A 26211-nucleotide genomic window follows, 5' to 3' on the forward strand; every position below is an offset into this window, starting at 1 on the left:
ATGGATGTTGGGCGTTCCTTTCGATCCATAAACAATAAAGATATACGAATGAAATTATCAAAAATATGGGCTGTATTAGCCCTGGCTATTTTTTCCAAAAATCAGGCACAGAATTATTTACATTACAATGTAGGGAATGCCCATTCACATAATGATTATATGCAGGAGATCCCTTTTTGGGAGGCTTATTATGCCAATTTTGGTTCCATAGAGGCAGATGTTTTTCTGGTAAAGGATCAACTTTGGGTAGCTCATACCGAGAAAGAACTTTCTGCAGACAGAACATTGGAAAATTTGTACCTCGATCCTATTTCAAAACAAATCAAGCTGAACAAAGGAAATATCTATCAGGATGCCAACAAAAAACTGCAGCTGCTGATTGATATTAAGCAAGATTATAAAACATCACTGGCAGCTTTGGTCAGTACATTGAAGAAATATCCCGAGATTACAGGAAACACAGGAATTAAAATTGTGATTACTGGAGACAGACCTCAGCCGGGAGATTTTAAAAACTATCCGAATTATCTTTACTTTGACGGAGATCTTGACAAAAGCTATTCTGCAGACCAATTGAAAAGAGTAGGGATGTTCAGTGCAGACCTTCCGGGATTGGTAAAATGGAATGGAAAAGGAATTCCTAGAGACGAAGAAACGGCAAGGATTAAAACAGCCGTTGAAAAAGCTCATTCCCAGCAAAAACCTGTTCGTTTTTACGGGGCTCCGGATTTTCCGAATGCTTGGGTGAATTTTATGGATTTGGGAGTAGATTATATCAATACCGATCACATTCCGGATCTTAAAAAGTTCATGAATTCTATTCCGAAAAACTTTTATAAAAATACAAAAGAGTACAGTACTTATACCCCGACCTATCAATCAGACGGAGTGGAGAAAAAAGTAAAGAATATTATTCTCCTTATTCCGGACGGAACTTCTTTGCCTCAATATTATGCTGCCTTTACAGCCAATAAAGGAAAGCTGAATGTTTTCAACATGAAATCCACAGGCCTTTCCAAAACCAATTCATCCAATGCCTATATTACAGATTCAGCACCGGGTTCTACAGCATTTGCAACCGGTGTAAAGACCAAAAATACTTTTGTAGGGGTTGATAATATGGGAAAAGCACTGGCACAGATTCCAGATATTATCGCTGAGAAAGGAATGGTTTCAGGATTGATTTCCACAGGAGATGTTACAGATGCTACTCCTGCTGACTTCTATGCGCATTCTGATAACAGGAACAGCTCAGAATCTATACTGAAAGATTTTGCGGCTTCAAAAACGAAAATTCTGATTGGTGGTCCTACAAGTGGATTATCCCAGGAAAATCTAAAAAAATTTAAAGAGGCTAAAGTTGATTTGTATCAGGATCTGAAATCTGTGACTACAATAAACAACCGAACTCTGGTTATTGATCCTCTGGCTTCACAAAGAATCACCAACGGAAGAGGAAACTGGCTTGCTGATGCATTCGACCTTACCTTAAATGATTTAAAGAAGAATGAAAAAGGATTCTTTATGATGATAGAAGCCTCTCAGACTGATGGAGGAGGGCATAGCAACAACATCGAACAGCTGGTTACAGAATTACTGGATTTTGATCATGTAGTTGGTAAGGCGATGAAATTTGCTGACGAGAATAAAGAAACCTTAGTAATTGTCGTAGGAGATCATGAAACAGGAGGTTTAACGCTTTTGGATGGAAGCCTGAAAGACGGCTGGGTATTTGGAAATTTCAGTACCAATGATCATACCTCTATTCCGGCAAGTGTTTTTGCTTACGGACCGAATTCCAAAGAATTCACAGGACTGTTTGAAAACACAGAGATCTTCAATAAAATATTGGCAGCTTATGGAATTCAAAAATAGCTTTTAATTTTAATACTTTTACTTTTACAAAGAGAGGTTGTTTCATTAGGGAAACAGCCTTTTTTTTTGTTAATTTAAAGCTCCCGCAGAGTTCACAGATTAAGCAGATGTTTTTGGATAATCTGCAAGAAATAAAAGCAGAACAAAATTCAAAAAGGCTGCCTCAACAAGAGAGACAGCCTATGAATATATCTAACAAATAATAAATTAGAAATTGGTCTTCACGATGAGCTCAGAAAGCTCAGCATTCACAAAATCAATGGGCGTTACTCCGTATGATCCGTGAGTATTTGTTTGGAAGAATGTTTTAAGTTTTGGATTAATATTGTTGGATACCGTCGGAATGCTTGGGATCCCGAAGATTCCAGGCTTATATCCGCTGGTGAAGTTCACGAAAAGTTTACCATTGCTATCATTTTTTGCTTCATTAAGCAGGCTGGAAATTCCGTTCCATTTATCATCATTGTTTGTTACCTTATAATAATCCTGAACTTTCAGCTGTACACCGGAATTGTTGATGTCAAATGTCGTATTATCCGCCCAAGGAGAAGCGTTGATTCCCTTAGTTGATCCCGAAGAAAATCTTCTTAATAACTTGATCTTTCCTCTCACAGCTCCTAATGTAGGAATATTGGCTCCAAGATCCCATTTAGAAGAGTTTTTCTGTACGTATGAGTCAAATGTCTGTTCAAAACTTCTGGTCGTGTTTGAAGCGTCATATTCTTCCTTTACAGACATAATAATCGTTTCAGACGGATGGCTGTTTAGGAAGGCATAACACGCATTCAAGACATCATCAAAATTCAGATTTTGGTAAATAGCTCCGTGATGAATAGCAAAAGAATTGTCAATATGTCTGCAGCGGATATCCAGAAAACGGACTCCTGCATTCAGTTGTTCTGCAATGCTGAGGTCTTGAGTTTTAGCCGTACCTGATACAACTGGAGCATCTACACGTGCTCCGGAATCATGAGTTCCGGGAATGGAAATTTTTGAAATAGAAATATTATCCTGAAGACCAGACATCCAGCTATTCATTGCGATAGGCAGTAATGAAGTCTTATTGCTTACTTTTGCTAACGACATTGAAGAGTTTTCATTAGAATCTCTTTCCATCATGGAGTCGTTGGAACAGGAAAAAAAGATAGACGCAGTCACAACCCCAAGAGTGATGGCTGTAAAACGTTTCATGTTTTGTTTGAACATAGTTTTTTTATTTTTTAATGCAGCTTAAAAATAAGAATATATCAAAACATGAGGAGTTAATTTAACTTTAATAGATAATTAAGTTGGTATAAAGTCAGGAAGCTGGAAGAAAGACTTTTATTAACGCAAAGTTTATTTTTTGATCCGGAAATATAAAGTGAACAAAGATGAAATCAAAGAAATTGATTTTTTCTAAACGGATGTGTAAGTCAAGCTTCATCAACGACATATGTCGGCCTCTTAGCTCACTTTAATATGGCGATAGAATTATTCTACTTTGCGTTTAAAAATTGAGCAAAAAGTAATATCCAGCATTCAGTTTCAATCTTTCATCCTAAAAAACAAAATCCTCCTTCAGCCCGGGAAGTCTGAAGTTGTGATCTCCGATAAAGAAATCATTCATTTTAATAAGCGGGAATTTATGGGTAAATTCTTTGTGTAAGTTTTCGGGTACTTTAGTTTCATCATCACAGGATGAATATTCTCTGTCAACAATAACCTTTCCTGTAGAGAAATTGATTTCATTGGTAAAACTGAAATCACAGGTATCTTCAAAATGATCGTGTAAACCTATCAGATAAAAATCTCCGTTCTGAAATCTGAAGGTATGTTTATATTGCTGGGTATGCCTTGAATTGGTAAAAAATAGCTGTTCAATAATAAGACTATTATTTTTTATATTGATTGTAAGAGTATTATCTGAAGGATAAAATCCGAATCCGCTTGAAAAAAGAATGGCAGAATTTTCTTTCCATACTTTTAGACCGCTGTTTTCCTTTTTCAGAATATAAAAAACCCTTTGGTAGTCACTTGTACCTTCCGGGTTTTGCATGTCTGATGCTTTTATATCCGTATTAAATATCAGGATAATTTCATCTTTTCCATCTTTGTCAAGATCACCTTTGGCTTCTGCAATCTGAGAATACCCTTTCGGAACCGAAAAACTTTTCAGATTCTGGGCAGATAAGCTTGAAACAGATAAAACAAACAAAAAGAAAAAGCAATGTTTCATGGTTATTATATAAAATTAAAATGTGGTAATCCGAAATAAAAATCATTTTCAAATTACCACATTCTTATATTCTGAAATTAATGGGTCAGTATATTTTCAAGATCTTTCCAGAACATTGGATAAGACTTTTCTACTACATCTTCATCTTCAATATTAAGTTCTTTAATCAGACTAAACGGAGCAAAACTCATTGCCATTCTGTGATCCTGATACGTTTTGATCGAAATATCGTCTTCCGGTTCTCCAAAACTGATAGATTTAATGGTTAAATCCGTAATTTCTGTTACAGTACCAAGTTTTTTAAGCTCATTATATAATGCAAGAAGTCTGTCGGTTTCCTTTACTCTTAATGTTCCCAATCCGGAAATATCGAAAGGAATCTTTAAAGCTGCCGCCGTTACACATAACGTTTGTGCAATATCCGGGCAGTTGTTCATATCCAGAACAATTTTTTCCGGGAAAGAAAAATCAGACTGAGGTTCCAATGTAAGTTGGTGTTCCTCTTCAATATAAGTTGTTTTGATTCCGAAGAAATCCTCATATATCTTTGCAATTGCAGAATCTCCCTGAGTAGACTCTTTATAAAAGCTTTTCAGGTGAATTGTTTCTCTTCCCAAAGCACAGATGGAGTAGAAGTATGATGCTGAGCTCCAGTCGCTTTCGACTTCATAATGTACTATGGCAGAACTATTTTCAGGAGTGAAAGAGTGTACTTTGATGGTATTTCCTTCAAAGCTGTTTTGTATCCCAAACTTAGTAAGAATATCAAGAGTCATTTCAATATAAGACCTTGATGTAACTTCTCCTACAAGATTAATTTCCAGTCCGTTTTCCAGTTTTCCTGCAACAAGAAGCAGAGACGTGATAAACTGGCTTGAAATATTTGCCGGAACATTTACAGATGTTTGAGTAATTTTTTTTCCTATAATTTTTAAAGGGGGAAAACCTTCATTCTCCATATACTCAATTTCTACTCCAAGATCTCTCAAAGCACTTACCAGGTTTTTGATCGGTCTTTCTTTCATCCTCCCAGATCCGGTAAGGATAGTCGTCTTCCCTTCCTGAATAGAATAATAAGAAGTAAGAAAACGCATTGCCGTTCCCGCATGATGAATGTCTACCACTTCCGTATCCTCAGATAATGCCTTTTTCAATAGCTGTGTATCCTGAGAATTGGATAAATTTCCGATTTTTATATTGCTAAACAGACTTTCCAGAATCAATAAACGATTCGAAATACTTTTCGAACCGCTGATCTGTACTGTTTTTCCTCCTAATAATTTTGATTTTTCTAGCTTCATTATGATCTACATTATATTTAAAAATGATGAGTTTAAAATTCATTGATAATTCCAACTCATCATTTATAATTATTTAAGTTTTTCGTTATTCTGATGCCGGTCTTTATCCCGGTCAGTCTTTATTTTCATCTTTCTGTCAAAAGCGTCCTGCAGATTTACCCCGGTCTGGTTGGCCAGACACAATGTTACAAAAAGTACATCTGCCAGTTCTTCACCAAGATCTTTATTCTTATCGCTTTCCTTTTCGCTTTGTTCACCATATCTTCTGGCAATAATTCTTGCCACTTCACCTACTTCCTCTGTCAGCATTGCCATATTGGTAAGCTCATTAAAGTATCTTACCCCAATGGTTTTGATCCATTCATCGACTTGCTGTTGTAACTGGGTAATTTCCATTATTGATAAGCTCCTAGAGTTGGGTTGGTCGTTCTGGATACATTGACAATATCTAAAGGTACAGTTGCTGCAACAGCTGCATTCCCTTTTCCAATGGCTGGAGAAGTAGATTTTACTCTTAAATTCATTTTAGCCATAAAATAATTGACAAACTGCGGATCGGTATTCTTTGTTGTTTGTACCACACCTGGATTATTGTCAAAAGTGAAGCCTGCGCCTGTAGCACTGGTATATTTTATGAGTGAATTTTGAAGTAAGAACTCAAACTGCTGTCCAGGAGTTGCTTCAAAATGAACAGCATCATCTCTGTCAGAATATACAATACTGTTTTTGATGTTAAGCTGCTGTAGGGCTCCCTGCTGTGTTTGTCCTGCATCATTCTTCCATTCATTAGCTGCAAAAATTCCTGCTCTGTCGAAAGAACTCATTGTTTTAGAATAATTAGCAATCGTAGCATGGGTATAATTGTGTTTTCCACCCAGGAATATTCCGATACAAGATAAACCACAATTGTTCATCACAAGATTGTTGGCATTCACAGTAGAACCTACCGCGTAAATTCCGTATTCAAAGAATGTATGGATGAATGAATTGGTAATCGTAGCATTGGTCTGTCTCATATCAAGCCCTCTCGTTCCTCCGAAAAGTCTTGCATGGTTCATTTTAAGAGTAGAATTTGCTTCCATTTTGATAGAATTCCAGTTTTTAGGAATGGTATCATAATAAGGATCATTTCTGTCTCCACGAAGAATAACCTGATCGGCCATTGTTCCATTGATATTTAAGACCGCTCCGGAAGAAACTTTCATGCCACTGTTTTTGTGGAAATACACTTTGGTTCCAGCATTTATATCAAGGGTTACGCTTGGATTGATGGTAAGTTTTCCGTAGATGATCTTTGCTTTATTATTACTCCACGTTGTAGAATTGGTAATCACATTCGGGTTCCCGGGAGTCTGAATAAAAAATTCTGCATCCTGAACTACAGAGAATAAAGTCACATGCTGCTGTCCCGTAGGTCCGGTGAAAAGAACTTTATCTTCAGCAATAGCTTCAGGCCCGGTAGCTGTAGGGGCTATTTCAACAAAAATATAAAGACTGTCCTTCTTTCTTAAAGGAACATTCTTAAAATCATACCCAGGTTTTCCATCTACATTGATTCTATATAATGATGCAGCTCCTTTTTCAAGATTTACTCTTGGGATCATAATATCCTTATCTTCATTATTATATACCTTTACAACATATGTTTCTGAACGCACCTGATGGTATACTGTATCACAGAATACGGTGTCTCTTGAAAACCTCAGCGGCTGGGTAGGGCTGTCAAACGTAATATCATCCTTATTACACGATACCGCTATCAGTAACATCCAGAAGGAAAAAGCCAGTAATAATTTGAATTTCATTGAAATTAAAGTTTAAGTAGGTTCCAAATTTAACGAAAATACTTTAAATTTCTTATCAAGAAAAAAAAATGAATTGAGTATTTGGAAATTAGAAAAAATGTTGTATTTTTGCAACCTAAAATTTAGCAGAGAAATATCCATTACTATTTCGGAAGCAAACTTAATTTTTTTAAAAATAGTATTATGAAAAACGGAATCCACCCAGAAAATTATAGACTTGTTGTTTTCAAAGATATGAGTAACGACGAGGTGTTTCTTTGCAAGTCTACTGCGGAAACAAAAGACACTATCGAGTATGAAGGACAGCAGTATCCTCTAATCAAAATGGAGATCTCTTCTAGTTCTCACCCTTTCTACACAGGAAAAGTTAAATTAGTTGACACAGCTGGTAGAGTTGATAAGTTCATGAACAAATACAAAAAATTCGCTAAGTAATTTTTGTATCCTTAAAAATATAGAAGTCTTCCAATCTTTGGAAGACTTTTTTTATGTAAATCAAGGCTCTGCTTGATATTCAATAGGAACGGGCTTTAGCCTGTTTAATAAAATAAAAAATTCTATTCATTGGCTTTAGCCAAAACTTATTCCATATTTCCCAACTTCCCACTTCTTTTTGTATTTTTGTTTAGACAGAATTTAGAATCTGCAGGTTTATTTCAGTGAACTTTAACTCAGGCTCTATTCTCTAACTTTTAATCTTTAACTTCTAAAAAATGCAATTAGTATTTTCAGACGCACAATATTGGGAAGACTTTCTTCCACTTACTTTTACCCGCCCGGTTGCTGCGATGCGATGCGGAATCCTGACATTCTCTGAGAGATGGCAGAAAATCCTGGAAAACACAGAAGTGTCTTATTTCACGGAAATGTATCTTCAGGATAAATTTAAAAGTCCGGAGGAAAAAGAAAGTCTCTTTTTAGTTCCGAATTTCCTGCCTACGGAAACTGTAATTCAGCAGATTAAAGATCTTAAGCCGGGAGAAGCGTTGGTTTATGAAGACGAATTGATCGCTGCTAAAATCAATATGAAAGATTTTTCTCTGAATCAGATTGAAAAAATGACGGATATTAAGGAAGATCTTATTTTCTTTAAAAGGCCAAAAGATTTATTTTCCTATAATCATCACGCCATCGATTTCGATTTTGAATTGCTTACCAAAGGAAAAACCTCACAGGAATTGTCCTCAACAAATGGCTTCTTAGGAGATAAAAAAGATCTGTTTATCGAAGAAGGTGCTGAAATTGAATTTTCCACACTGAATACCAAAACAGGAAAAATCTATATCGGTAAAAATGCCGAAGTTATGGAAGGCTGCCATCTTCGAGGTCCTATTACACTTGGAGAAGATTCTAAGTTTAATCTAGGAGCTAAAATTTATGGAGCAACCACTATTGGCCCTCACTGTAAAGTAGGAGGTGAGGTGAATAATATTATCATTTTTGGATACACCAGCAAAGGGCATGAAGGTTTCATCGGAAACTCTGTAATAGGAGAGTGGTGCAACTTCGGTGCGGATACCAATTCTTCCAATCTTAAAAATAATTATAGCCCGGTAAAACTTTGGAACTACAGAATCAAGGCGTTTGAAGATACCGGTTTACAGTTTGCAGGCCTGATTATGGGAGACCATTCCAAAACAGCCATTAATACTCAGTTGAATACTGGAACCGTAATTGGGGTAGCTTCCAATATATTCAAACCAGGCTTTCCACCCAACCTTGTGGAGAACTTTTCATGGGGCGGATTGAAAGATGATGAAAGATTTAAGCTGGATAAAGTGTATGAAGTGGCAGAAAGGGCTATGGCCAGAAGAAAAGTGGCTTTAACAGAAGAAGATAAAGCCATTTTAAAACATATTTTTGATACGTATTAATTCTATAAAAATAAAAAACTTCAATTTTTTTTGAAGTTTTTTTATTTTTGATGTAATAGATTTGAAACGGCAGTTGTTTTACCTATAAGAAACAAAACTCATGACCCAAGAAACTTTCAAGAATACGGTGTTTATTCTCAAAGACGAGATGTATCGTTTTGCGAAGCGGTTTGTCATGAGCAGCGATGAAGCAGAAGATGTAGTACAGGATCTCATGATAAAGTTTTGGCAGAAGAGGGATGAGCTTGAGCAATTTGGAAATTTTAAGTCCTATGCGCTGAAGTCTGTCCGGAACGAATGCCTGAACAGGCTGAAGCATCACGATGTCAAGATAGGCTTTGCGGATATGCAGCTTCATCGATCGGAGCTTTATAGTATGGAAGTTGATAACCTTAAGGAACATATTATAGGATTTATCAATCAGCTCCCCGAGAAACAAAAGATGGTCATCCACTTGAAAGATGTAGAAGAATACGATGTTTCCGAAATTTCTGAAATGCTGGAAATGGAGGAAAATGCAGTAAGGGTAAACCTTATGCGTGCGAGACAAAAAGTAAAAGAACAAATCTCACAACTGATGAGCTATGAAAAAAGATCAATTACAAGATAAATACGACGAAATCTTCCGGGATATAAAGGAAGAAAAAATGGACTGGAGCTTTGAAGACTTTCTTCAGACTGCAGAAGGTACGGAACAGAATACTGTACCTATTATTCCATTGGAAGAAAAGAAAAAGCCCTCTTTTCCTAAATGGTTCTGGATGGCCGCCAGTGTAATGCTGGTTTTCGGAATCGGATTCTTTCTGAATAACAACTCCGGTACAGAAGTGCAGGATACAGGAAGGCTGGTGAAAGATGAAATCTTAAAACAGAAGTCCGGATTTATTGAAGAAAACAGTGACCATCAGGAACAGGTTGCCGTGAATCATACAGACTCTATTTCCGGAGTGAAAAAAGATTCTGTTTTTCAGGATAACCAGGTAGCAGAAAAAGATGTAATGGACGAGATCCTGCCAAAAAGAGGAAGACTAAAAAAGGAAACCAGACCTAGATATGTCAGCAACTCCTCAAACAACAAAAATGTAAATGATTCGGCTGCTGCATACAATGACTCTTATGTGATTGTAAACGGCAAAAGAATCAGTAGTGAAAAAGAAGCCATAGATGTTACCAGATACTCCTTTATCAAATTAGGAAATGAGTTTAAAAAAACAGTAGCATCTTCTCAAAAAAATGAAAATCTTGACAGCGAATACTAAAAATCAGATCAATCCCATGAAAAAAATATTTTTTATAATAGCCATAATGCTAAGCAGTTTTGCAACTTATTCTGCACAGACTGAGAAATTGGACAAGCTTTTTCAGGATTTTGAAAAAAATGGAAGAGTAACCTCTATCAATATCAAAAAACCGATGTTCAAGCTATTGAATACCATAGATGTGAATGATGCCTACATCGGAAAAATAAAACCTATTCTGAACGAGGTAGATGGTCTTAAAATTCTGATTATCCCAAAAATCACTTTTCCGGATCGTTTAAAAGATGAAAATCTTGCCAATATAAAAATGAACGAAGACAAAACGGAAAGAGTAAACAAGGCTTTGAAGTCTCTTAACTTCAATGAGTTGATGTCTATGAGCAGTGATGGGACTTCCATGAAGTTTCTGGCTGAAGAAGAAAGAGATAACTATCTTGAAAATCTGGTTTTCAATGTTGATTCCAAAGAAGAGAATATTATTTTTATTCTCAACGGAAAAATGAAATTGTCAGATGTCAATAAGATCATTAATTCTGGTGAAACAACCACTTCTTCTGTTACCACTTCCGTGAGAAATGACCTTACTTCAGGTAATACCTCTTCTTACCTGAACGGAGACAACAGAAATGTAGGTGAATTCTCAAAAATAGATGCCAGTGTAGGCGTAAATGTTACGTTCAAGCAGGAAAATACGAGAAGTGTAAAAGTGATTGCAGATGCAGATAAGCTTCAATATGTTATCACTAAGGTAGAAAATGGAGTGTTAAAAATCTATGTAGACAATAAAGGAGTTCGAAATCTTAGGTTTAAAAACCTGAATGTTAACGTTTCTGCTCCTAATCTTCAAAGTATAAAAACTTCATCAGGAAGTATTTTTACAGCAGTAAACCCTGTTACGGAAAATAGTATGGAGATTGATGCGGAATCGGGTTCTATTATTAAAGGAACTTTTAATGCCAAACAAGCTGCTGCTATTACTGTGAGTTCAGGCGCTGTTTTGAATACCGAACTTACAACGCAGAAGCTGGCTTTAGATATTTCAAGTGGAGCAAGTGTGAGTTTATCCGGGGAAGCAGTTTCCGCAGTGATCGATATTTCAAGTGGAGCATCTTGTAAAGCAGATGATCTTAAAATTGCTACAGCAGTGGCAGAATCTACCTCAGGAGCCAGTCTTTCACTATTAGTGACTGATAAACTGAAAGTAAGTGTTTCTTCAGGAGCCGCTGTAAAACTGAAAGGAAATCCAGAGCTAGATGCTAAAGTAGATAAAGTTTCAGGAGGAAGCTTCAGACAAATCAAATAAAAAACTAAACTATGAAGACTCTTAAAAACATTTTCCTTGCTATTCTGACAATAAGTATGCTTCAATCATGCATCGTTTCAGAAAAGCCGAACATTGACTTTTTTCAGAATTCAAAGTATGATTTCAAGGGAGCCCGGTTCGCCAGTATTAATGTACCTATGGTTTTGGCTAAATCTTATATTAAAAAAGCTTTAAGGGAAGAAGGAGAAAGTGAGGAGACCATCAATTTGGTAAAGAAGGCTTCTAAGATAAAAGTGCTTACCGTAACCAATGGGAGCAAAGAAATGCTGAATGATTATACTCAATATCTGAATGATAACCATTATGAGGAATGGGCTACCATAAAGCATGACGGAGATAATATCAATGTAAGGGTAAAGCAAGATGGAGATGTTATTAAAAATATGCTGCTTACCGTAGGATCCAATAATCATGAAATGGTTTTTGTAGATGTGAAAGGAAATTTTACAACTAATGATATTTCCAAAATGATCAATTCCATTTCTGTAAATAATTAATTAAAACCTTTGATGTAGTAACTAGCAAGTAGTTTCAAACATATTCAATTATTTTGTACCGTAACCGTTCTTATAAATAGAGCGGTTTTTTCGATTTAAGTTATTGATTATTAATTTTTATTTAAACTATTAAAAAGGATTTTCATATCTCACTAAAATAACCTAATTTTGCAAAGAAAGTAAAGATGTCTATTCATAACAAAATTGTAGAGACAGCCATCACTTTCGATGACGTTCTTCTAGTCCCTTCTTATTCAGAAGTTTTACCTAACCAGGTTTCATTAAAATCAAGACTTACCGACAAAATCACGCTGAATGTTCCGATAGTTTCCGCTGCGATGGACACTGTTACTGAAGCTGATCTGTCAATTGCTTTAGCAAGAGTCGGAGGTTTAGGCTTTATTCACAAAAACATGACGATCGATGAGCAGGCTGCTCAGGTAAACCGCGTGAAGCGTTCCGAAAACGGAATGATCTCTGATCCGGTAACATTATCCAAAGACCATACTTTAGCTGAAGCTAAAGCATTGATGTCTAAATATAAAATTTCAGGCCTTCCAGTAGTGAATGCTGATAATGTTCTGATCGGAATTATTACCAACAGAGATGTAAAGTATCAGGAAAATCTTGATATGAAAGTAGAAGAGATCATGACCAAAGAAAATCTGATCACTTCTGACAAAAATACCAACCTTGAAAAGGCAAAAGAAATCCTTCTTAAGAACAGAGTTGAAAAACTTCCTATTGTAGATAAAGAGAATAAACTTGTAGGACTTATTACGATCAAGGATATTGACAATCAATTGGAATACCCTAACGCGAATAAAGATGAAAATGGTCGTCTTATTGTAGGGGCTGGAGTAGGTGTAGGAGAAGATACATTGGTAAGAATTGAAGCTTTGGTAAAAGCCGGAGTTGATATTGTAGCAATTGATTCTGCTCACGGTCATTCTAAAGGAGTTCTCGATAAAATTGCTGAAATCAGAAAGAAATATCCGAACCTTGATATTGTAGGAGGGAATATTGTTACCGCAGAAGCTGCAAAAGACCTTATTGAAGCAGGTGCAAACGTACTTAAAGTAGGTGTTGGTCCAGGTTCTATCTGTACTACCAGAGTAGTTGCAGGGGTAGGAGTTCCTCAGCTATCAGCCATCTATAATGTTTACGAATATGCTAAGTCTCAAAATGTAACAGTAATTGCTGATGGAGGGATCAAGCTTTCAGGAGATATCGTTAAAGCTATTGCAAGTGGAGCAGGTGCAGTAATGCTAGGTTCACTTTTAGCTGGTACAGATGAGGCTCCAGGAGAAGAAATTATCTTCCAGGGAAGAAAATTCAAGTCTTACCAGGGAATGGGAAGTCTTTCGGCAATGAAGAGAGGAGGTAAAGAAAGATATTTCCAGAGTGAAGCTAAGAAATTCGTTCCGGAAGGAATCGAAGGTAGAGTACCTCATAAAGGAAAATTGGAAGATGTAATTTTCCAGTTGACAGGAGGTTTGAGAGCTGGTATGGGATACTGTGGGTCTAAAGATATTGAGACACTGCAAAAAGATTCTAAATTGGTAATGATTACAGGAAGTGGATTGAAAGAATCTCATCCGCATGATGTCATTATTACACAAGAAGCTCCGAATTATTCTTTATAAAATTATAATTAAATTTTTATATGAAAAACCGCACAATTAGTGCGGTTTTTTCATTTTATGATTTTATATTAATGTTTTGATTTAAAATATATTAGTTTGAATTTTTCATTTTATTGAATTGTCTATTTGATTGTATTTTGTGTTTTTTAATGATAATAATTTAATTAAAATAGACGCTATTTAAAATGATGTTAATTTTATTTTTGGATTAAATTGTAACAATAATGTGTCTTTTTCTACTAACTGTAGTGAAGTTTTAAATTTTGTGATGATTTTTAGTTATAAATAGCACTGATTAATTCATAAAATTAATAAATTTGCAACTTGTTTAATTTTTTTAAATTTTTGAAATGAAGAGAACTATACTTTGTGGAGCATTGCTACTTTCACTTTCGGTATCAGCACAGCAGAAAAAAGATTGGTGTGATTTTGATAACGAACAAAGAGTACATCAAAAACAGAATGGGGAAATTGACGAAATGATTCGTAATATCCGTAACAAAATTATCAGCAGTAATCAAAATACTTCTGCTAAAAATGCAAGTGCATATAAGATTGTAAATGGAGTTTATGAAATTCCTGTAGTTGTACACGTAATAGCACCTACTGGTGCTACTGTAGGAAGTGCTTATAACAAGAGTGATGCACAGATTCAGGCTTGGTTGGACCGTTGTAATCAAATGTATGCAGGTACTTATCAATGGGCTCAGGGAATCCCTGCAGATTTTGGTAATGCGGCTACAATGCCGATCAAATTAGTATTAGCAAAAAGAGATCCTAGCTGTAATGCTACTACAGGGATTGTTCGATATAATGGTGGGACTCTTACAGGTTATGATTCTTACGGGGTAAAACGTAATGGTGCAAACGGTGTTACTACGGCACAGGTAAAAACTATTGCTCCACACTGGCCAGAAGCTTCTTACTTTAATATCTATATTATGAATAAAGTAGATGGTGGTGGACAATATGGTATCATGGGATGGGCAGGATTGCCTCAAAACCCTGATTCTTCTTACGAATCTTTCATGAAATCTTTCGTGGTTACCCTACAGGATGATATTACTTTAGCTCATGAGTTTGGACATAGTATGGGACTGCTTCACACTTTTGGGAATGTAGACCCTAATGCACCACAAGGAGATACAACTACTACTTTTTGCCCACCTACTACTAATACCTGTACTACAGATGATGATCAGGTTTGTGATACAGAAAGATCAAGAAGCTTACTTAATGACTTCCCGGCACCTACCAATAATGATATGAATTATTGTTCTGGAGTAAATTACCAGGGAGTACAGTATAATATGATGAATTATACTAACCCAATAGCATTCAAATTTACGAATGGGCAACATGATAGAGCTGCTCTTTACTTCTTTTTAATGAAAGGGGGATTAAGTACTTCATTAGGAGCAACGGCACCTTCTGCAACAACTCCGGTTGGAACACCTATTGCTGCGACATGTAATCCAAGTGGTATAGCTAACCCAAGTAATTATTTTGTAGGACCAACTTTAGTGAAGTTAGGGAATATTAATAATGCATCTACAGGATATTGGCAGAGTTCTGCTAATTTTTATGAAGATTATACAGGCGCAAGCTGTCTGAGAGCTACATCAACTGAACTTGCAGCAACCGGTACTCATAATCTTCAGGTAAATGTTTCAGATTCAAATAATGATGTGAGAGTATGGATTGACTATAATAATAACGGAACTTTTGAAGCCTCTGAGCTTGTTGGTTCAGCTGATAATATTATTGCAGATCCTACAACACTAATAGGAACTTACAGTACTACAATTACAGCTCCTGCTTCTGCGGTATTGAATACTCCGTTAAGAATGAGAGTCCTTGTAGATGATGAAAATACTAACATGACTCCTTGTGGACAATTAAAATACGGACAGGTTGAAGACTATACTGTAAAGTTTGTTACCAACTTGGGAACAAGTGAAGTGAAAGCAGATAATGGTGATTTAACAATTTATCCTAACCCGGTAGCAACTGGTGATAAGATCTTCATTAAAGCTAAAAACGGTAAAAACTTGAAAGTTTCTATTTCTGATATGTCAGGAAGATTGGTAGCTAGCCCATCTGTAACTGAAGAAGGAAGTGGAGTTTTCAAAGTAGATCAACAGTTAGAAAAAGGAGTTTACATGATTCAGGTTTCTAATGGAAAAGATTCTAAAGCTTCTAAATTGATCATCAAATAAATTGATCAAAATTTAAAATAAATATTGATGCCTCCAATTAATTGGAGGCATTTTTTCATTCAATCCTAATATATCTAAAGCTAAATTTGATGGCCTTTTTAGAATTTGCCCTTTAAAATTACACCTTACAGAAAAACCTGAAAAGCAAAAGCTTCCGAAATTTCCGAAAGCTTTAATCATCTATTTTCTATAAAATAGGAGTTTATTTTTTCACAAATTTAAATTGGTGAGTCTGAAAATTTCTGGTATTTATTTTCATGACATATCCACCAGGGACAAGTTGAGAAACGTCAATCTTTGAATCAAACGATTCAGATTTTACAAGACGTCCGTCCATATTATAGATTTGGACAGACAATCCGTTGTCAATACCGGAAATAGTAATAAAATCACTCACAGGATTAGGGAAAATCTGGATTTTATTTTTTGAATTTTCTGATGTTCCTAATGTGGTATTCTGTACATCACCAGTCATTGTAGAGTTTACAGCGGTAAGATTCCCTCCACATTGTCCGTTTGTCATGGCTGTATTTTCAACCCAGGTTCCGATACTGTTGCCTGGAGGTATAGGAACAGAATTGTTTCCTGTTGAGTTATAATAAATTAAAAATGGAGTTGTGAAAGTACCATTTCCTTCATCCCCAAGAAATTCCCATCTCGTAAGAGCATTGTTCCACTGGATTTTAAAGTCACAGTTGCCTAATCCGCTGCAAGGTTGTTGATCATCAATAGGAGTTGTAATATAAATGTTCTTGTTAAAAGCATCTACTCCTGTTTTGTTAAAAGTATAAGTTGTAGCATCAAAGTAATTAGGGCATCCCTTAAAGGTTATTGTCTGCGCAAAAGCTGAGCTTCCCAGGGCAAGACATACTAAGTAAAGAATTTTCATAACTGTTAGTTTTGTGATGGAAAGACTCCTACTAATGAAATAATGCATTTCAAAGTAATAAAAGGAGGTCTGTTTTCATGGGCCTGATTTCCTCCTGTATTGTTTACCATTGTACTCTTCATGGTAGTATTTGCTGTTGCATCAGAATACTCTTTGTCAAGAAGTTTGGTATCTGCCGGAAGGCTGTTGGTAGGAGAATTTTGATTTCCCTCGGCCGTTACGGCATTTACTGTGTGGCTATGTGCCGGTATTTGTGTTACCAATAACGTTACACTCTCAGCTCCTCCGGTTTGTCCCATAGTATAAGTAGTGGGTCCTCCTGGAGCCTGTCCGTTATGAACAAGTACTCTTCCTCTCATATCCGGCAGAGCAAAAGTGGTTGTTCCGTTTCCTCCATAAGTAGTTCCCAGGAGTGAAAAAAGGGCTGTGTTTTGTGCAATAGACAGAAGTTGTCCGTCACATGATGCCCAGTTTTTAGGAACAAAATTATAAGGAACAAAAGCAATTTGACCTAAAAATGGTTCCGATGCCTGAGCTTTTAAGGAAGGAGTGAATGCACTGCTGATCAGCAGTGTACATGCAATAAATAAGTTTTTCATGATGACAAGGTTTTAAGTAGTATAAATTTATAAAATATTTTACATAAAACGTTTATAAATAAAAAAACCTTTCATTATTTAGTGAAAGGTTAGATTTTATTAATTGAAATTGATTTTTTTATAGTTTTTTTCTCTAATGTGCTGCTCTTTGAAAAATAACTTTAATTTTTCAGATTATCCTTAAAATCTTCAATCCTGAAATCTGTCAAAGCATTTCCTTTTTCAATTTTTTCTTTGGAATACAGCCTGAAATCGTTTTCCGTTTTTTCTAAAAGATAGTCGTAAGGGCCTATATGGGAGATTAATTTTACCAAAACCGGAGAAATCTCAAGACAGATAAACAATCCCATGATAAAGGACGCTGCAAGTCCTATAATTGCAGAGTTTTTTCCAAGTTCATCCAACGCCTGAAGTCTGGCAGCAAAACCATTGAATTTATCTTCAAAAGTCTCCGTAGATTTTCTTTCGGTTTCCAGATTGGTATACACCTTGGATATTTCTTTATCCAAATACTCCAGTCGTGGAGCGGCCTGCTTTTGATAATTTTCCAGATCTTGTCTGCGCTGTTCTTTTAATTCCTGTTTACGTTTAGCATTAGGTCCATAACCTTCCTTTCCACTCGTTAAACCAGATTGTTTTCCCAGAATTTCTTTCTCAAGTTCTACCGAAGCAGAATCATATGATTTCTGATACTGTGCGATTTTTCCTGAAATCTGTTGTTTTTCTGTTTCAAAAGGTCCGCTTTGCTGAAGAATTCTTCCGTTCATCTCTCCTTGAAGCTGTTTTTTATTCCTTTGGATAATGGTGTTCAATTGCTTGTTCACCTCTTTTTCAAAGATTTTAAGCTCTAATGGTTTAGAAATAATAATTCCTAAAAATGTAGCAAGAATAAGACGCGGAATGGCCATCAGAATTTGATTCCACCAGGTTCCGGTTTTTTTGATGGAAGAAACAATATAACGGTCAAGATTGAAAATCATCAATCCCCAGAGAATTCCAAATCCTACTGAAGCCCAAATATTGTCAAATACAGTATACATAGCATATCCTGCAGATAAAGTGGCAAATACCGCAGTGAAAAGTACGATTCCTCCAATCCCGGAAAATTTATTCCATTCACTTGGAGTCTTTCTTAAAATATGGATGTTCCCTCCGGAACAGACCATCAGAAACTTTTGGAACCAGTTTATTTTATGAGTTCCTTGATTTATAGTTTGTTGGTTTGTTTTCATAGCTGAAAATTTATACAAAGGTAATACTAAAAATCATACCAATGTTAAAGATAGTATTATGTTTTACCAAGTAACCACGCATATCTATGTAAATTATTATAATCTAATAAGTTAAAGTTAGTAGTTGAAAACTATAAACAGAAAGATAAAATTATTTCAACCTATCCGGATTTTGCTTCAAAAAACTCTCCCATCCGGAATACGATTTGGTATCCGCTATGGTCCCGGAATTAAAATGATGACATACCGCAACGGCAAGACCATCGGAAGCATCTAAGTATTTTGTAGGAAATTCCTTTAAGTTAAGAAGGTTTTGCAGCATTCCTGCTACCTGTTCTTTGCTTGCATTTCCGTTTCCGGTAATGGCCATTTTGATTTTTTTTGGAGAATATTCAGTGATAGGAATATTTCTGTAAAGACTGGCAGCCATAGCAACCCCTTGTGCACGGCCAAGTTTCAGCATACTTTGTACATTTTTTCCAAAGAAAGGAGCCTCCAGAGCTACTTCATCAGGATGAAACTCATCGATAAGAGACAGTGTTCTTTCAAAAATATATTTAAGCTTTGTTTCGTGATTAGGATATTTCTTCAAGATGAGCTCATGGATAGAAACCATCTCCATTTTTCCTTTTTTTACGGAGATAATACCAAATCCCATGATGGCTGTTCCCGGGTCAATCCCTAAAATTATTTTCTCTGAAATCATTGCCTCAAAGATAGGACTTTCTAAGTTTTTGAAGGGTGAAAAGTATTAAAAGTGGTTTTATTTATATTTAAAACTTTAGTAACTTTAAACAAAAATGATTATGAAAAATGTGTTTAATATGTTAATTGTTCCTGTCTTTCTGTTATGCAGTTTCCAGAAAGAGAACGAATTTTCACAAGATAGGCAGCTGATTCAGACAAAAGCAACAGTAAAGAATGATCGTATTATTTATTTGTTTTTCAAGGCGGATAAGGATCAGTCAGGAAATGTAAAAATTGCTCTTCAGAATACTAAAATTACAGATGGCAGATTGAAGCAGATCACTTCTTTTGATAGAAATGAAGTTCATCAAGGAGATCTTATCATTACATTGGCAGAGTCAGGTGGAAAAGAAGTGGCGAAACAGCTTGTGAAAGATCCTTTAAATCCTGAGCTGGAAGTGTATGAAAAAGAAGGAATTTCAAGACATAAAGCTTCTCTTCAAAATACGGAGTTCAGTGCCCGATTTTCTTATTCAGGAAATGTTCAGCTCGTGAAGGTGGAGAAGGCAACAGAGGATGGGGTACAACTATTGTTCACACAAAAATTATAATTATGAGAAAAACTTTATTATCCCTTTTTATCGGAAGCTGCTGCTTTGCCCAGACCTTCGAAACAGTTCCACTTTTGCAGAATGGAGACAATAGCAAGCGTGTTATTATTGCCGTGCTGGGAGACGGGTTTACCGCTGCACAGCAAACTGCTTTCACCACATCAGCTCAAAATACCATCAATTATCTTTTTACAAAAAGTCCTTATACAGAATATAAAAATTACTTTAATGCCTATGCCGTAAAAGTGGTTTCAACAGAGTCGGGAGTAAAACATCCGGGAACAGCAACAGATGTTACAGAACCTGTAATCCCTGTATCCAATCCTAATAATTATCTTGGATCTACTTTCGATGTGGGAGTACATAGATGCATCTATAGTAATACAACCAATAAAGTAGGGCAGGTTCTTGCTGCCAATATTCCAGATTATGATATCACTTATGTATTGGGTAATTCTACCGAATATGGCGGGTGCGGAGGAACTTATGCTTTTGCTTCCTTAAACGGATCTGCCAATGAGATTGTTGTGCATGAGCTGGGGCATTCTTTTGGTAAATTAGCCGATGAATATTGGTTTGCCGGTTCACTAGAATCCGCAAATAAAACACAAAACTCAGACCCTGCTACTATAAAATGGAAAAATTGGGTAGGGTTGAACGGAGTAGGAGTGTATCCTTATACCGAAAGTCCAAGCTGGTTCCGGCCGCATCAGAGTTGTGAGATGAGATATCTTAACCAGCAGTTTTGTTCTGTGTGTAAAGAAGCAATTATTGAAAAGATACACACCCTGGTTTCTCCTGTAGATTCTTATACTCCAGCAAATAATACTTCCGTGGATGCTACCGCAAATGTTACTTTTAATGTCACTGAAATTCTTCCTATTCCTAATACATTGGTCAATACGTGGAGCCTCAATGGGACGGTTCTAGGATCTACAGCAAATAGCATTACCATTACTCCTGCACAACTTAATAGCGGAAATAATACTTTGACATTTTCTGTAGTAGATAATAATCCACTTTTGAAAGTAGATAACCACAGTACGTTACATGTTACAAACGTTTCCTGGACAATGACTAAATCTACTCTCAAAGTTTCAGAAGTAAAAGCTGAAGAAAGACGTTTCAGTATCTATCCGAATCCTACAAACGGAGAATTTTATATTAAAGGAAAGCAGGATTTTTCAAAAGATGTAAAAATTGAAGTATATGATGCTTCCGGAAGGCTTATCCCATCTAGATTTGAATTGAAAGATTCTGGAATAAAGGTTGATATTAAAAACTTCCCGGTAGGGACTTATCTGTTGAATGTAAAAGAAAACAAGAACCTGATTATTTCTCAGAAAATTATAAAAGAATAAATTTACTGAACCGGCTCCCACAGCCGGTTTTATTTTTCCAGTCTTTTTTCTGCAATTGGAACCCATTGTTCCTCATGGCGTAATAGTAAAATTTTATCAACTAAAAATTTAGTTTGATACTTCTGTTCTTTATATTTTTCCCAGGCTTTGAGGTAATTTTCCCAGGTCAGATCTCTGTATCCTACAGTCACGTGCGGAGTGAAAGAATATTTTGCAAAATTAAACTGCTGCTTTACATTGTGATAAATTTCTGCCAGGTGTGAATTTTCTTCTGGTCGAATAAATAATACAGGATTTTTGGGATTGGGAAAACTTCCAAAACCGTTCAGTTCAATAGTAAAAGGATCCATTGCTGTATTGATCTTTTGGAAAGCAGTATGAATATCACTTTCCAGCTCAATTTCTCTGGAGAAAGGAGGGAAAAGAGTAATGTGAGCTTCATTTTTCAATGCTTTGGAATTAGTATAATTAATTGCCAAATCTCTTTTAAAGACTTTTACTTCTTCTATGATCTCTTGAGGAGGGTAGATTGCTATGAAGTACATTTTTTTCATAAGACAAATTAAAAGATTTTAGATTAAAATTACATGCATAAGAAAATTATGCATATGTTTGCAATGTATAGAAATCATTTCATGAAAAAGAACAGTCTTTATAAAGGTACCCTGCAGAATATTATTTTGAAGCTTCTTTCAAAAGAGATTAAAATGTATGGCTACCAGCTCACCCAAAGGGCAAAAGAGCTTACACAAGGTGAGCTCGAAATGACTGAAGGGGCACTTTATCCATTGCTGCACAAATTGGAAAGTGAGGGGATGATTATTTCCGAACTTCAGAAGATCAACGGTAGAGACCGGAAATATTATCTGCTGACTGAAAAAGGTAAGAAACAACAGGCAGAAAAAGAGACTGAGATGAAAAGTTATTTGTTAAATCTACAGACAATTTTCAATATATGATAACCGAAGCACAGGAAAGTAAAGTCACAGATTATCTTGTTGCTCAGCAGCTTTCATTGGATATTCTTGTGGAAATAAGAGATCATATGATGAGTCAGATTTCGGATCTGCAGTTCAATGAGAATTTGAGTTTTGAAGATGCTTTCATAAAGATCAAAGAATCCTGGAATGGAGAATTTAAGATGGTCAATTATCTGTTATTTTATCCGGAGAAAATACCTTTGATTGCCAAAAGAATTATCCAGGAGAAATATAGCGGTCTTTTCAAAAAATCGTTAATAGTAAGTATGTCAGCTTTGGTGATTAATCTGTTGCTGATCTTTATAGCAGGAAATCAAGAGGAATATGAGCTCTTTTTCAGACTGCTAAACGGTTCATTTGTAGTGATGACCATATTGGTCTGGATTTTTAATTATAAAATCTGGAAATATATAAAGGCTGATTTTAAATATAGGGGAAAATGTCTGTATACCATGTATCAGCAGAACCTGGGATTGATGGTTGTATGTACTACCTCAATGACTCAGGTAGCGATGAAGAGCGGATTTTATGGTTACCAGTTTATCAAAGAACAGAATCATAGTGATGTTTTCATGACCTCGATCACCTTGATTCTTCCATTTGCACTACAGACAGCCCTTGTTTTTGCTGTATTGAATTTTCTTGAACATAAAAAGAATTTAATAAAGATGAAGGAATTCATTAAAATCGCGTAGATCTATGATTAAAACTAATGTTTGGATCTAAGCTGTGTAAGGGTGTTCTCAAGGTGATCTGTAATCTTTTTTACTTCAATATGAGGTCTGAAGATCACACCTTTTCCTTTTTCCTCATCTGCAATATTAGACAGAATGATCACAGACGTTTTGGTGTCAGGATAATAGATGTTTAATGAAGGAGATCCCTTGATATAGCCACTATGAAAATAAGAATTAGGCTGCCCGATATTCAGCATGATTCCGTAGGCATAGCCCATTTTTCCAAATATGGCATGATGTCTTTCCGCACTTTTTGCCATAAACAGCTTCAGGGTTTCGGGTTTTAAAATTTTTCCGCCATACAAGGCATTGTTCCATGAATGAAGGTCTTGAATAGTTGACAATATTCCGCCGGCAGGAGTTCCTATTTCCCGTCCGCCTAATCTTTTCGGCATATTGGGCACTTCTGAAAATTTAGCAGGGGAGCCAACATAAGCACTGGCAAAATTATTTCCTTTAAAAATATCCCCTGTGGAGGAATGAGCCATCCCAGCTTTTTTAAAAAGCTCAAGAACATTCTCATCATATGATTTACCCGATACCTTTTCTACAATTTTTCCAAGAGTATTAAACCCATCGTTGGAGTAGAAGAAATCTGATCCGCTCTTAAACATCAGCTTTCCACCCATCATGTTCAATCCTGAAGTATGATTTAATAGTTGGTGAATCGTTATGTTTTCATATTCTTTGGTCTGAAATTCCTTGAGGTATTTCGAAGCTTTATCGGTCACATTCAGTTTTCCTTGTTCCATCTGGAGTAAGATCAAAACGGCTGTGAACTGCTTGCTTACTGACCCTATGGCAAAAATGGTACTGCTGTCAATTTTACTTTTTTTCTTAAAATCTGAATACCCGTTTTCTCTTTTGTACAGTGTAGTAGAATCTTTAAAAACGGCAATACTTCCATTAAAATGATACTTTTTAAAAGCAGAATCAATCTGTTGCTCTAGAAGGGTTTTCTGAAAAGCGGAGATCGTAGAATCAATAATTGCTTTTTTATCAACAGGAGGAGCTGATGGTTTTTCGGTTGTACAGGAAAACAAGAAACAGAAAATGGAGAGGAATACTAAATTTTTTATCACTGGTGTTGTATTTTAAATAATGATTGTACTCTTAAAGATACTAAAATATCCAGAAGAGCAGTAAGGGATACAAATTGCGTGCTAGAAAGAGGTTTGGGATCGATTTAATCTGGATTTAATACAACTTTAAAGAGTATTGAATAGATGATCTGTCACAAGATCACGAAGGTGGATTTGAAAAGAAGTCGTTTTTGGGAATGGGATGACCAATGGAAAAGATATTCAGTGGGGTCGTCGGGATGATGAATGAAAGGGTCACCAAATTAAAATAATCGATTGAAAAGCCTGTAGATGAATGTTCACAGGCTTATTTTAACAGCAGGTCACAGAACCAGAAAACATAGTCTCCATTTTCTTCTTCAGGAGATGTTTTAGGCTTGGGATAGGTTTTCTTTACCGTTTCTCCAATTTCAAACGGAACCGGGGTGTTAAAAATAGGTCCGTCAAAAGTAAAGGTGTGAAACTCCCCATTTTCACCACAGGGATCTACATTTGCAGGGAGATCATCAAGAAACTTCTGATCAATGATTCGCCCTGCAAAACTTTGATCAAGGTAAGATCCGTTCACGCAGGTAACAATTGTTTTAAATCCTAATTCTAAAAATTCATGGATGAGGTTGGAGGTGTTCTGTTTCCAAAGAGGAAATACGGCTTTCATACCGATTGCATTGAGCTGGTCTTCGCGATATGTACGCAGGTCTTCCAGAAAAATATCCCCGAAAACGGAATGGGTAATACCCTGAGCCTGAACTTCAGCCATCGTTTTACTCATAATTTGTTGATATTCTTCCATGGACGGCTCTTTGGGAAGCTCCATTTTAATTAAAGAAATTCCGAGGCTTTCCGCTTGTTTTTCTAAAAGAGAAACGTGAACACCATGCATAGAGATTCTTTGAAATTCTGCATTGATACTTGTCAGCAGTGTAGAAATTTCATATTGGTCTTCCTGAAGGGTTTTGTAAAGGGCAAGAGCAGAATCTTTTCCGCTGCTCCAGTTGAATAAAGCTTTTGGTTTCATGTAAAAATAAAAATCTCTCAAAAATAGGGAGATTTTATGATTGATGCGATATGAAATACTACTGCCGGTAGGATACGATCACTCCGTTTTCTACATCATATTCTTCAAAGAGTTCTTTCGCATAGGCTTCCGTAAGAAAATAAGACCGGATATTGTTTTTATTTTCTTCATATTCTTCCCTGGAAATTTTTTGACCATCAAGAAAATATAGAAAGTCGTTATTCTTTTGATTTGAATGCAATTCTTTTGCTTTATTCAGATCTAGATTTATAGGGGAATCATCTTTAATTTGCCTGTCTTCAACAAAAAGAAAATATTTGTTTTTGTTCCATTCATCATTCTGACCTTTTGGACCTTCAATCACAAAGATGTTTTTTAATTTGATATCATCGGAAGGAATATTTATATAATTCTCATAGCCCGAACTGAATTTTTTGGTGGGAGTAAGAATCGTAATAAAATAATTTTGGTTTAAGATTTTTTCATTATTCAAAAGCTTTACTTTCAGGTTTCTGGTAGTATTACTTTTTGGATAATATCCTTTTGATCCATAAGGCGGTTCATCTACTGGTTTTGGTGCATAGACAATAAGCCCATCCAGATTATCATAGCTTCGGAGGGTATCCATTTTTGTTTTTTGTGCCTGGATATTAGATGTTAACAGAACGGAGAGAAAAATTCCTCCCGCTACTTTACTAAAAGGAATATCAGACAAACTATAACTGATGACTGGCTTTTTATCAGGAGTAGATATTCTGCCAGCCTGAATTCTTCCACAAATGGAGTCATTGGATTGCAATAATACTTTGATTTCTTCATTCGTTTTTTGCGTAAGATCATGGACTTTCTTTGAGCAAAAACCACAAAAACTGCCACCAGGGATGTCCTGCATATTTTCTCTGCCTACATGACATGGCTCATTGATTCGAAATTCTTTTTCCATGATATCAGTTTTGTTTAGATTAAAAATACAAAAAACTCCTGAACATGTCAGGAG

General features: G+C 35.9%; 26 protein-coding genes. 13 read left to right on the forward strand and 13 right to left on the reverse strand.

Features of this window, described 5'->3' with window-relative positions; all coding sequences use genetic code 11:
• Positions 1–48 precede the first annotated feature (48 nt).
• Positions 49–1875 carry an alkaline phosphatase gene (locus C1634_RS19740; protein ID WP_109739087.1) on the forward strand — a complete coding sequence of 609 codons (1827 nt, stop codon included), beginning with the start codon at positions 49–51 and terminating at the stop codon, positions 1873–1875.
• Positions 1876–2082: 207 nt separating this feature from the next.
• Here the strand turns inward: C1634_RS19740 and C1634_RS19745 are convergent, their stop codons facing one another.
• The 5 genes from C1634_RS19745 to C1634_RS19765 all read right to left on the reverse strand — a co-directional run bounded on the left by C1634_RS19745 (position 2083) and on the right by C1634_RS19765 (position 7199).
• Positions 2083–3066, reverse strand: a complete 984-nt coding sequence (locus C1634_RS19745) for a phosphatidylinositol-specific phospholipase C (RefSeq protein ID WP_228410120.1) — start codon at positions 3064–3066, stop codon at positions 2083–2085.
• A 349-nt stretch (positions 3067–3415) separates the two neighbouring features.
• A complete protein-coding gene (locus tag C1634_RS19750; RefSeq protein ID WP_103231279.1) occupies positions 3416–4093 on the reverse strand; it encodes a hypothetical protein in 678 nt (225 codons plus the stop codon).
• 77 nt (positions 4094–4170) lie between these two features.
• Positions 4171–5394: a 3-phosphoshikimate 1-carboxyvinyltransferase gene (locus C1634_RS19755; protein WP_103231278.1), complete on the reverse strand. Its 1224-nt coding sequence runs from the start codon at positions 5392–5394 to the stop codon at positions 4171–4173.
• Positions 5395–5463: 69 nt separating this feature from the next.
• Positions 5464–5790 (reverse strand): nucleotide pyrophosphohydrolase, encoded by a 327-nt coding sequence (locus C1634_RS19760; protein WP_034692883.1) that lies wholly within the window; start codon positions 5788–5790, stop codon positions 5464–5466.
• Positions 5790–7199 (reverse strand): hypothetical protein, encoded by a 1410-nt coding sequence (locus tag C1634_RS19765; protein ID WP_103231276.1) that lies wholly within the window; start codon positions 7197–7199, stop codon positions 5790–5792. The genes C1634_RS19760 and C1634_RS19765 overlap by 1 nt, the downstream gene beginning before the upstream one ends.
• 183 nt (positions 7200–7382) lie before the next feature.
• Here C1634_RS19765 and C1634_RS19770 point away from each other — a divergent pair, with 183 nt between their 5' ends.
• From C1634_RS19770 to C1634_RS19805, 8 genes are all read left to right on the forward strand, one after another.
• Positions 7383–7634 carry a type B 50S ribosomal protein L31 gene (locus C1634_RS19770; protein WP_103231275.1) on the forward strand — a complete coding sequence of 84 codons (252 nt, stop codon included), beginning with the start codon at positions 7383–7385 and terminating at the stop codon, positions 7632–7634.
• Positions 7635–7912: 278 nt separating this feature from the next.
• Positions 7913–9073 (forward strand): GlmU family protein, encoded by a 1161-nt coding sequence (locus C1634_RS19775; protein WP_109739017.1) that lies wholly within the window; start codon positions 7913–7915, stop codon positions 9071–9073.
• A gap of 100 nt (positions 9074–9173) precedes the next feature.
• Entirely contained in the window at positions 9174–9683 is a 510-nt protein-coding gene (locus C1634_RS19780) for an RNA polymerase sigma factor (protein WP_103231273.1), read from the forward strand.
• Positions 9658–10332, forward strand: coding sequence for a hypothetical protein (locus C1634_RS19785; RefSeq protein ID WP_103231272.1), 675 nt, complete (start codon positions 9658–9660; stop codon positions 10330–10332). The genes C1634_RS19780 and C1634_RS19785 overlap by 26 nt, the downstream gene beginning before the upstream one ends.
• A complete protein-coding gene (locus tag C1634_RS19790; RefSeq protein ID WP_228410121.1) occupies positions 10307–11635 on the forward strand; it encodes a DUF4252 domain-containing protein in 1329 nt (442 codons plus the stop codon). Before C1634_RS19785 ends, C1634_RS19790 begins: the two co-directional genes overlap by 26 nt.
• A gap of 11 nt (positions 11636–11646) precedes the next feature.
• Positions 11647–12153 (forward strand): DUF4252 domain-containing protein, encoded by a 507-nt coding sequence (locus C1634_RS19795; RefSeq protein ID WP_103231271.1) that lies wholly within the window; start codon positions 11647–11649, stop codon positions 12151–12153.
• 185 nt (positions 12154–12338) lie between these two features.
• Positions 12339–13799: an IMP dehydrogenase gene (gene guaB, locus C1634_RS19800; RefSeq protein ID WP_109739018.1), complete on the forward strand. Its 1461-nt coding sequence runs from the start codon at positions 12339–12341 to the stop codon at positions 13797–13799.
• A 350-nt stretch (positions 13800–14149) separates the two neighbouring features.
• The gene (locus tag C1634_RS19805; RefSeq protein ID WP_103231269.1) at positions 14150–16018 is read left to right on the forward strand and encodes a GEVED domain-containing protein; all 1869 of its coding nucleotides are present in this window, start codon (positions 14150–14152) and stop codon (positions 16016–16018) included.
• A 202-nt stretch (positions 16019–16220) separates the two neighbouring features.
• Here the strand turns inward: C1634_RS19805 and C1634_RS19810 are convergent, their stop codons facing one another.
• The 4 genes from C1634_RS19810 to ruvC form a co-directional block, all read right to left on the reverse strand.
• Complete coding sequence (locus C1634_RS19810; RefSeq protein WP_103231268.1) at positions 16221–16907, reverse strand: T9SS type A sorting domain-containing protein; 687 nt, start codon at positions 16905–16907, stop codon at positions 16221–16223.
• Between the two features lie 5 nt (positions 16908–16912).
• A complete protein-coding gene (locus C1634_RS19815) occupies positions 16913–17506 on the reverse strand; it encodes a phage tail protein (RefSeq protein ID WP_103231267.1) in 594 nt (197 codons plus the stop codon).
• Positions 17507–17667: 161 nt separating this feature from the next.
• Positions 17668–18738 (reverse strand): DUF4407 domain-containing protein, encoded by a 1071-nt coding sequence (locus tag C1634_RS19820; protein ID WP_103231266.1) that lies wholly within the window; start codon positions 18736–18738, stop codon positions 17668–17670.
• Between the two features lie 151 nt (positions 18739–18889).
• Positions 18890–19444 (reverse strand): crossover junction endodeoxyribonuclease RuvC, encoded by a 555-nt coding sequence (gene ruvC / locus C1634_RS19825; RefSeq protein ID WP_103231265.1) that lies wholly within the window; start codon positions 19442–19444, stop codon positions 18890–18892.
• Positions 19445–19544: 100 nt separating this feature from the next.
• On the opposite strand from ruvC, the gene C1634_RS19830 reads away from it, so the two are divergent.
• Together C1634_RS19830 and C1634_RS19835 are read left to right on the forward strand one after the other, a co-directional pair.
• Positions 19545–20036 carry a hypothetical protein gene (locus C1634_RS19830; protein ID WP_123921516.1) on the forward strand — a complete coding sequence of 164 codons (492 nt, stop codon included), beginning with the start codon at positions 19545–19547 and terminating at the stop codon, positions 20034–20036.
• A 2-nt stretch (positions 20037–20038) separates the two neighbouring features.
• Positions 20039–21397, forward strand: coding sequence for a T9SS type A sorting domain-containing protein (locus C1634_RS19835; protein ID WP_103231263.1), 1359 nt, complete (start codon positions 20039–20041; stop codon positions 21395–21397).
• A 29-nt stretch (positions 21398–21426) separates the two neighbouring features.
• On the opposite strand, the gene C1634_RS19840 is transcribed toward C1634_RS19835, so the two are convergent.
• On the reverse strand, positions 21427–21942 hold the full coding sequence (locus C1634_RS19840) for a 2'-5' RNA ligase family protein (protein WP_228410122.1): 516 nt from the start codon (positions 21940–21942) through the stop codon (positions 21427–21429).
• Positions 21943–22032: 90 nt separating this feature from the next.
• Here C1634_RS19840 and C1634_RS19845 point away from each other — a divergent pair, with 90 nt between their 5' ends.
• Both C1634_RS19845 and C1634_RS19850 read left to right on the forward strand, forming a co-directional pair.
• Complete coding sequence (locus C1634_RS19845) at positions 22033–22356, forward strand: PadR family transcriptional regulator (RefSeq protein WP_103231261.1); 324 nt, start codon at positions 22033–22035, stop codon at positions 22354–22356.
• On the forward strand, positions 22353–23072 hold the full coding sequence (locus tag C1634_RS19850; RefSeq protein ID WP_103231260.1) for a hypothetical protein: 720 nt from the start codon (positions 22353–22355) through the stop codon (positions 23070–23072). Before C1634_RS19845 ends, C1634_RS19850 begins: the two co-directional genes overlap by 4 nt.
• Positions 23073–23086: 14 nt before the next feature.
• Here the strand turns inward: C1634_RS19850 and C1634_RS19855 are convergent, their stop codons facing one another.
• The 3 genes from C1634_RS19855 to C1634_RS19865 all read right to left on the reverse strand — a co-directional run bounded on the left by C1634_RS19855 (position 23087) and on the right by C1634_RS19865 (position 26157).
• Complete coding sequence (locus tag C1634_RS19855) at positions 23087–24196, reverse strand: serine hydrolase domain-containing protein (RefSeq protein WP_103231259.1); 1110 nt, start codon at positions 24194–24196, stop codon at positions 23087–23089.
• A gap of 307 nt (positions 24197–24503) precedes the next feature.
• The gene (locus C1634_RS19860; RefSeq protein ID WP_109739020.1) at positions 24504–25214 is read right to left on the reverse strand and encodes a Dph6-related ATP pyrophosphatase; all 711 of its coding nucleotides are present in this window, start codon (positions 25212–25214) and stop codon (positions 24504–24506) included.
• Positions 25215–25272: 58 nt separating this feature from the next.
• The gene (locus C1634_RS19865) at positions 25273–26157 is read right to left on the reverse strand and encodes a hypothetical protein (protein ID WP_103231257.1); all 885 of its coding nucleotides are present in this window, start codon (positions 26155–26157) and stop codon (positions 25273–25275) included.
• Positions 26158–26211 lie beyond the last annotated feature (54 nt).

Source organism: Chryseobacterium viscerum (genome assembly GCF_002899945.2).
GTDB classification, from domain to species: domain Bacteria; phylum Bacteroidota; class Bacteroidia; order Flavobacteriales; family Weeksellaceae; genus Chryseobacterium; species Chryseobacterium viscerum.

Coding starts and splice junctions, on each gene's coding strand:
- C1634_RS19745 (WP_228410120.1), bottom strand. CDS start 3,066: ATGAAACGTTTTACAGCCATCACTCTTGGGGTTGTGACTGCGTCTATC.
- C1634_RS19815 (WP_103231267.1), bottom strand. CDS start 17,506: ATGAAAAACTTATTTATTGCATGTACACTGCTGATCAGCAGTGCATTC.
- guaB (WP_109739018.1), top strand. CDS start 12,339: ATGTCTATTCATAACAAAATTGTAGAGACAGCCATCACTTTCGATGAC.
- C1634_RS19770 (WP_103231275.1), top strand. CDS start 7,383: ATGAAAAACGGAATCCACCCAGAAAATTATAGACTTGTTGTTTTCAAA.
- C1634_RS19860 (WP_109739020.1), bottom strand. CDS start 25,214: ATGAAACCAAAAGCTTTATTCAACTGGAGCAGCGGAAAAGATTCTGCT.
- C1634_RS19830 (WP_123921516.1), top strand. CDS start 19,545: ATGAAAAATGTGTTTAATATGTTAATTGTTCCTGTCTTTCTGTTATGC.
- C1634_RS19795 (WP_103231271.1), top strand. CDS start 11,647: ATGAAGACTCTTAAAAACATTTTCCTTGCTATTCTGACAATAAGTATG.
- C1634_RS19810 (WP_103231268.1), bottom strand. CDS start 16,907: ATGAAAATTCTTTACTTAGTATGTCTTGCCCTGGGAAGCTCAGCTTTT.
- C1634_RS19760 (WP_034692883.1), bottom strand. CDS start 5,790: ATGGAAATTACCCAGTTACAACAGCAAGTCGATGAATGGATCAAAACC.
- C1634_RS19750 (WP_103231279.1), bottom strand. CDS start 4,093: ATGAAACATTGCTTTTTCTTTTTGTTTGTTTTATCTGTTTCAAGCTTA.
- C1634_RS19765 (WP_103231276.1), bottom strand. CDS start 7,199: ATGAAATTCAAATTATTACTGGCTTTTTCCTTCTGGATGTTACTGATA.
- C1634_RS19820 (WP_103231266.1), bottom strand. CDS start 18,738: ATGAAAACAAACCAACAAACTATAAATCAAGGAACTCATAAAATAAAC.
- C1634_RS19755 (WP_103231278.1), bottom strand. CDS start 5,394: ATGAAGCTAGAAAAATCAAAATTATTAGGAGGAAAAACAGTACAGATC.
- C1634_RS19780 (WP_103231273.1), top strand. CDS start 9,174: ATGACCCAAGAAACTTTCAAGAATACGGTGTTTATTCTCAAAGACGAG.
- C1634_RS19865 (WP_103231257.1), bottom strand. CDS start 26,157: ATGGAAAAAGAATTTCGAATCAATGAGCCATGTCATGTAGGCAGAGAA.
- C1634_RS19835 (WP_103231263.1), top strand. CDS start 20,039: ATGAGAAAAACTTTATTATCCCTTTTTATCGGAAGCTGCTGCTTTGCC.
- C1634_RS19775 (WP_109739017.1), top strand. CDS start 7,913: ATGCAATTAGTATTTTCAGACGCACAATATTGGGAAGACTTTCTTCCA.
- C1634_RS19850 (WP_103231260.1), top strand. CDS start 22,353: ATGATAACCGAAGCACAGGAAAGTAAAGTCACAGATTATCTTGTTGCT.
- C1634_RS19785 (WP_103231272.1), top strand. CDS start 9,658: ATGAAAAAAGATCAATTACAAGATAAATACGACGAAATCTTCCGGGAT.
- C1634_RS19740 (WP_109739087.1), top strand. CDS start 49: ATGAAATTATCAAAAATATGGGCTGTATTAGCCCTGGCTATTTTTTCC.
- ruvC (WP_103231265.1), bottom strand. CDS start 19,444: ATGATTTCAGAGAAAATAATTTTAGGGATTGACCCGGGAACAGCCATC.
- C1634_RS19840 (WP_228410122.1), bottom strand. CDS start 21,942: ATGTACTTCATAGCAATCTACCCTCCTCAAGAGATCATAGAAGAAGTA.
- C1634_RS19845 (WP_103231261.1), top strand. CDS start 22,033: ATGAAAAAGAACAGTCTTTATAAAGGTACCCTGCAGAATATTATTTTG.
- C1634_RS19790 (WP_228410121.1), top strand. CDS start 10,307: ATGAAAATCTTGACAGCGAATACTAAAAATCAGATCAATCCCATGAAA.
- C1634_RS19805 (WP_103231269.1), top strand. CDS start 14,150: ATGAAGAGAACTATACTTTGTGGAGCATTGCTACTTTCACTTTCGGTA.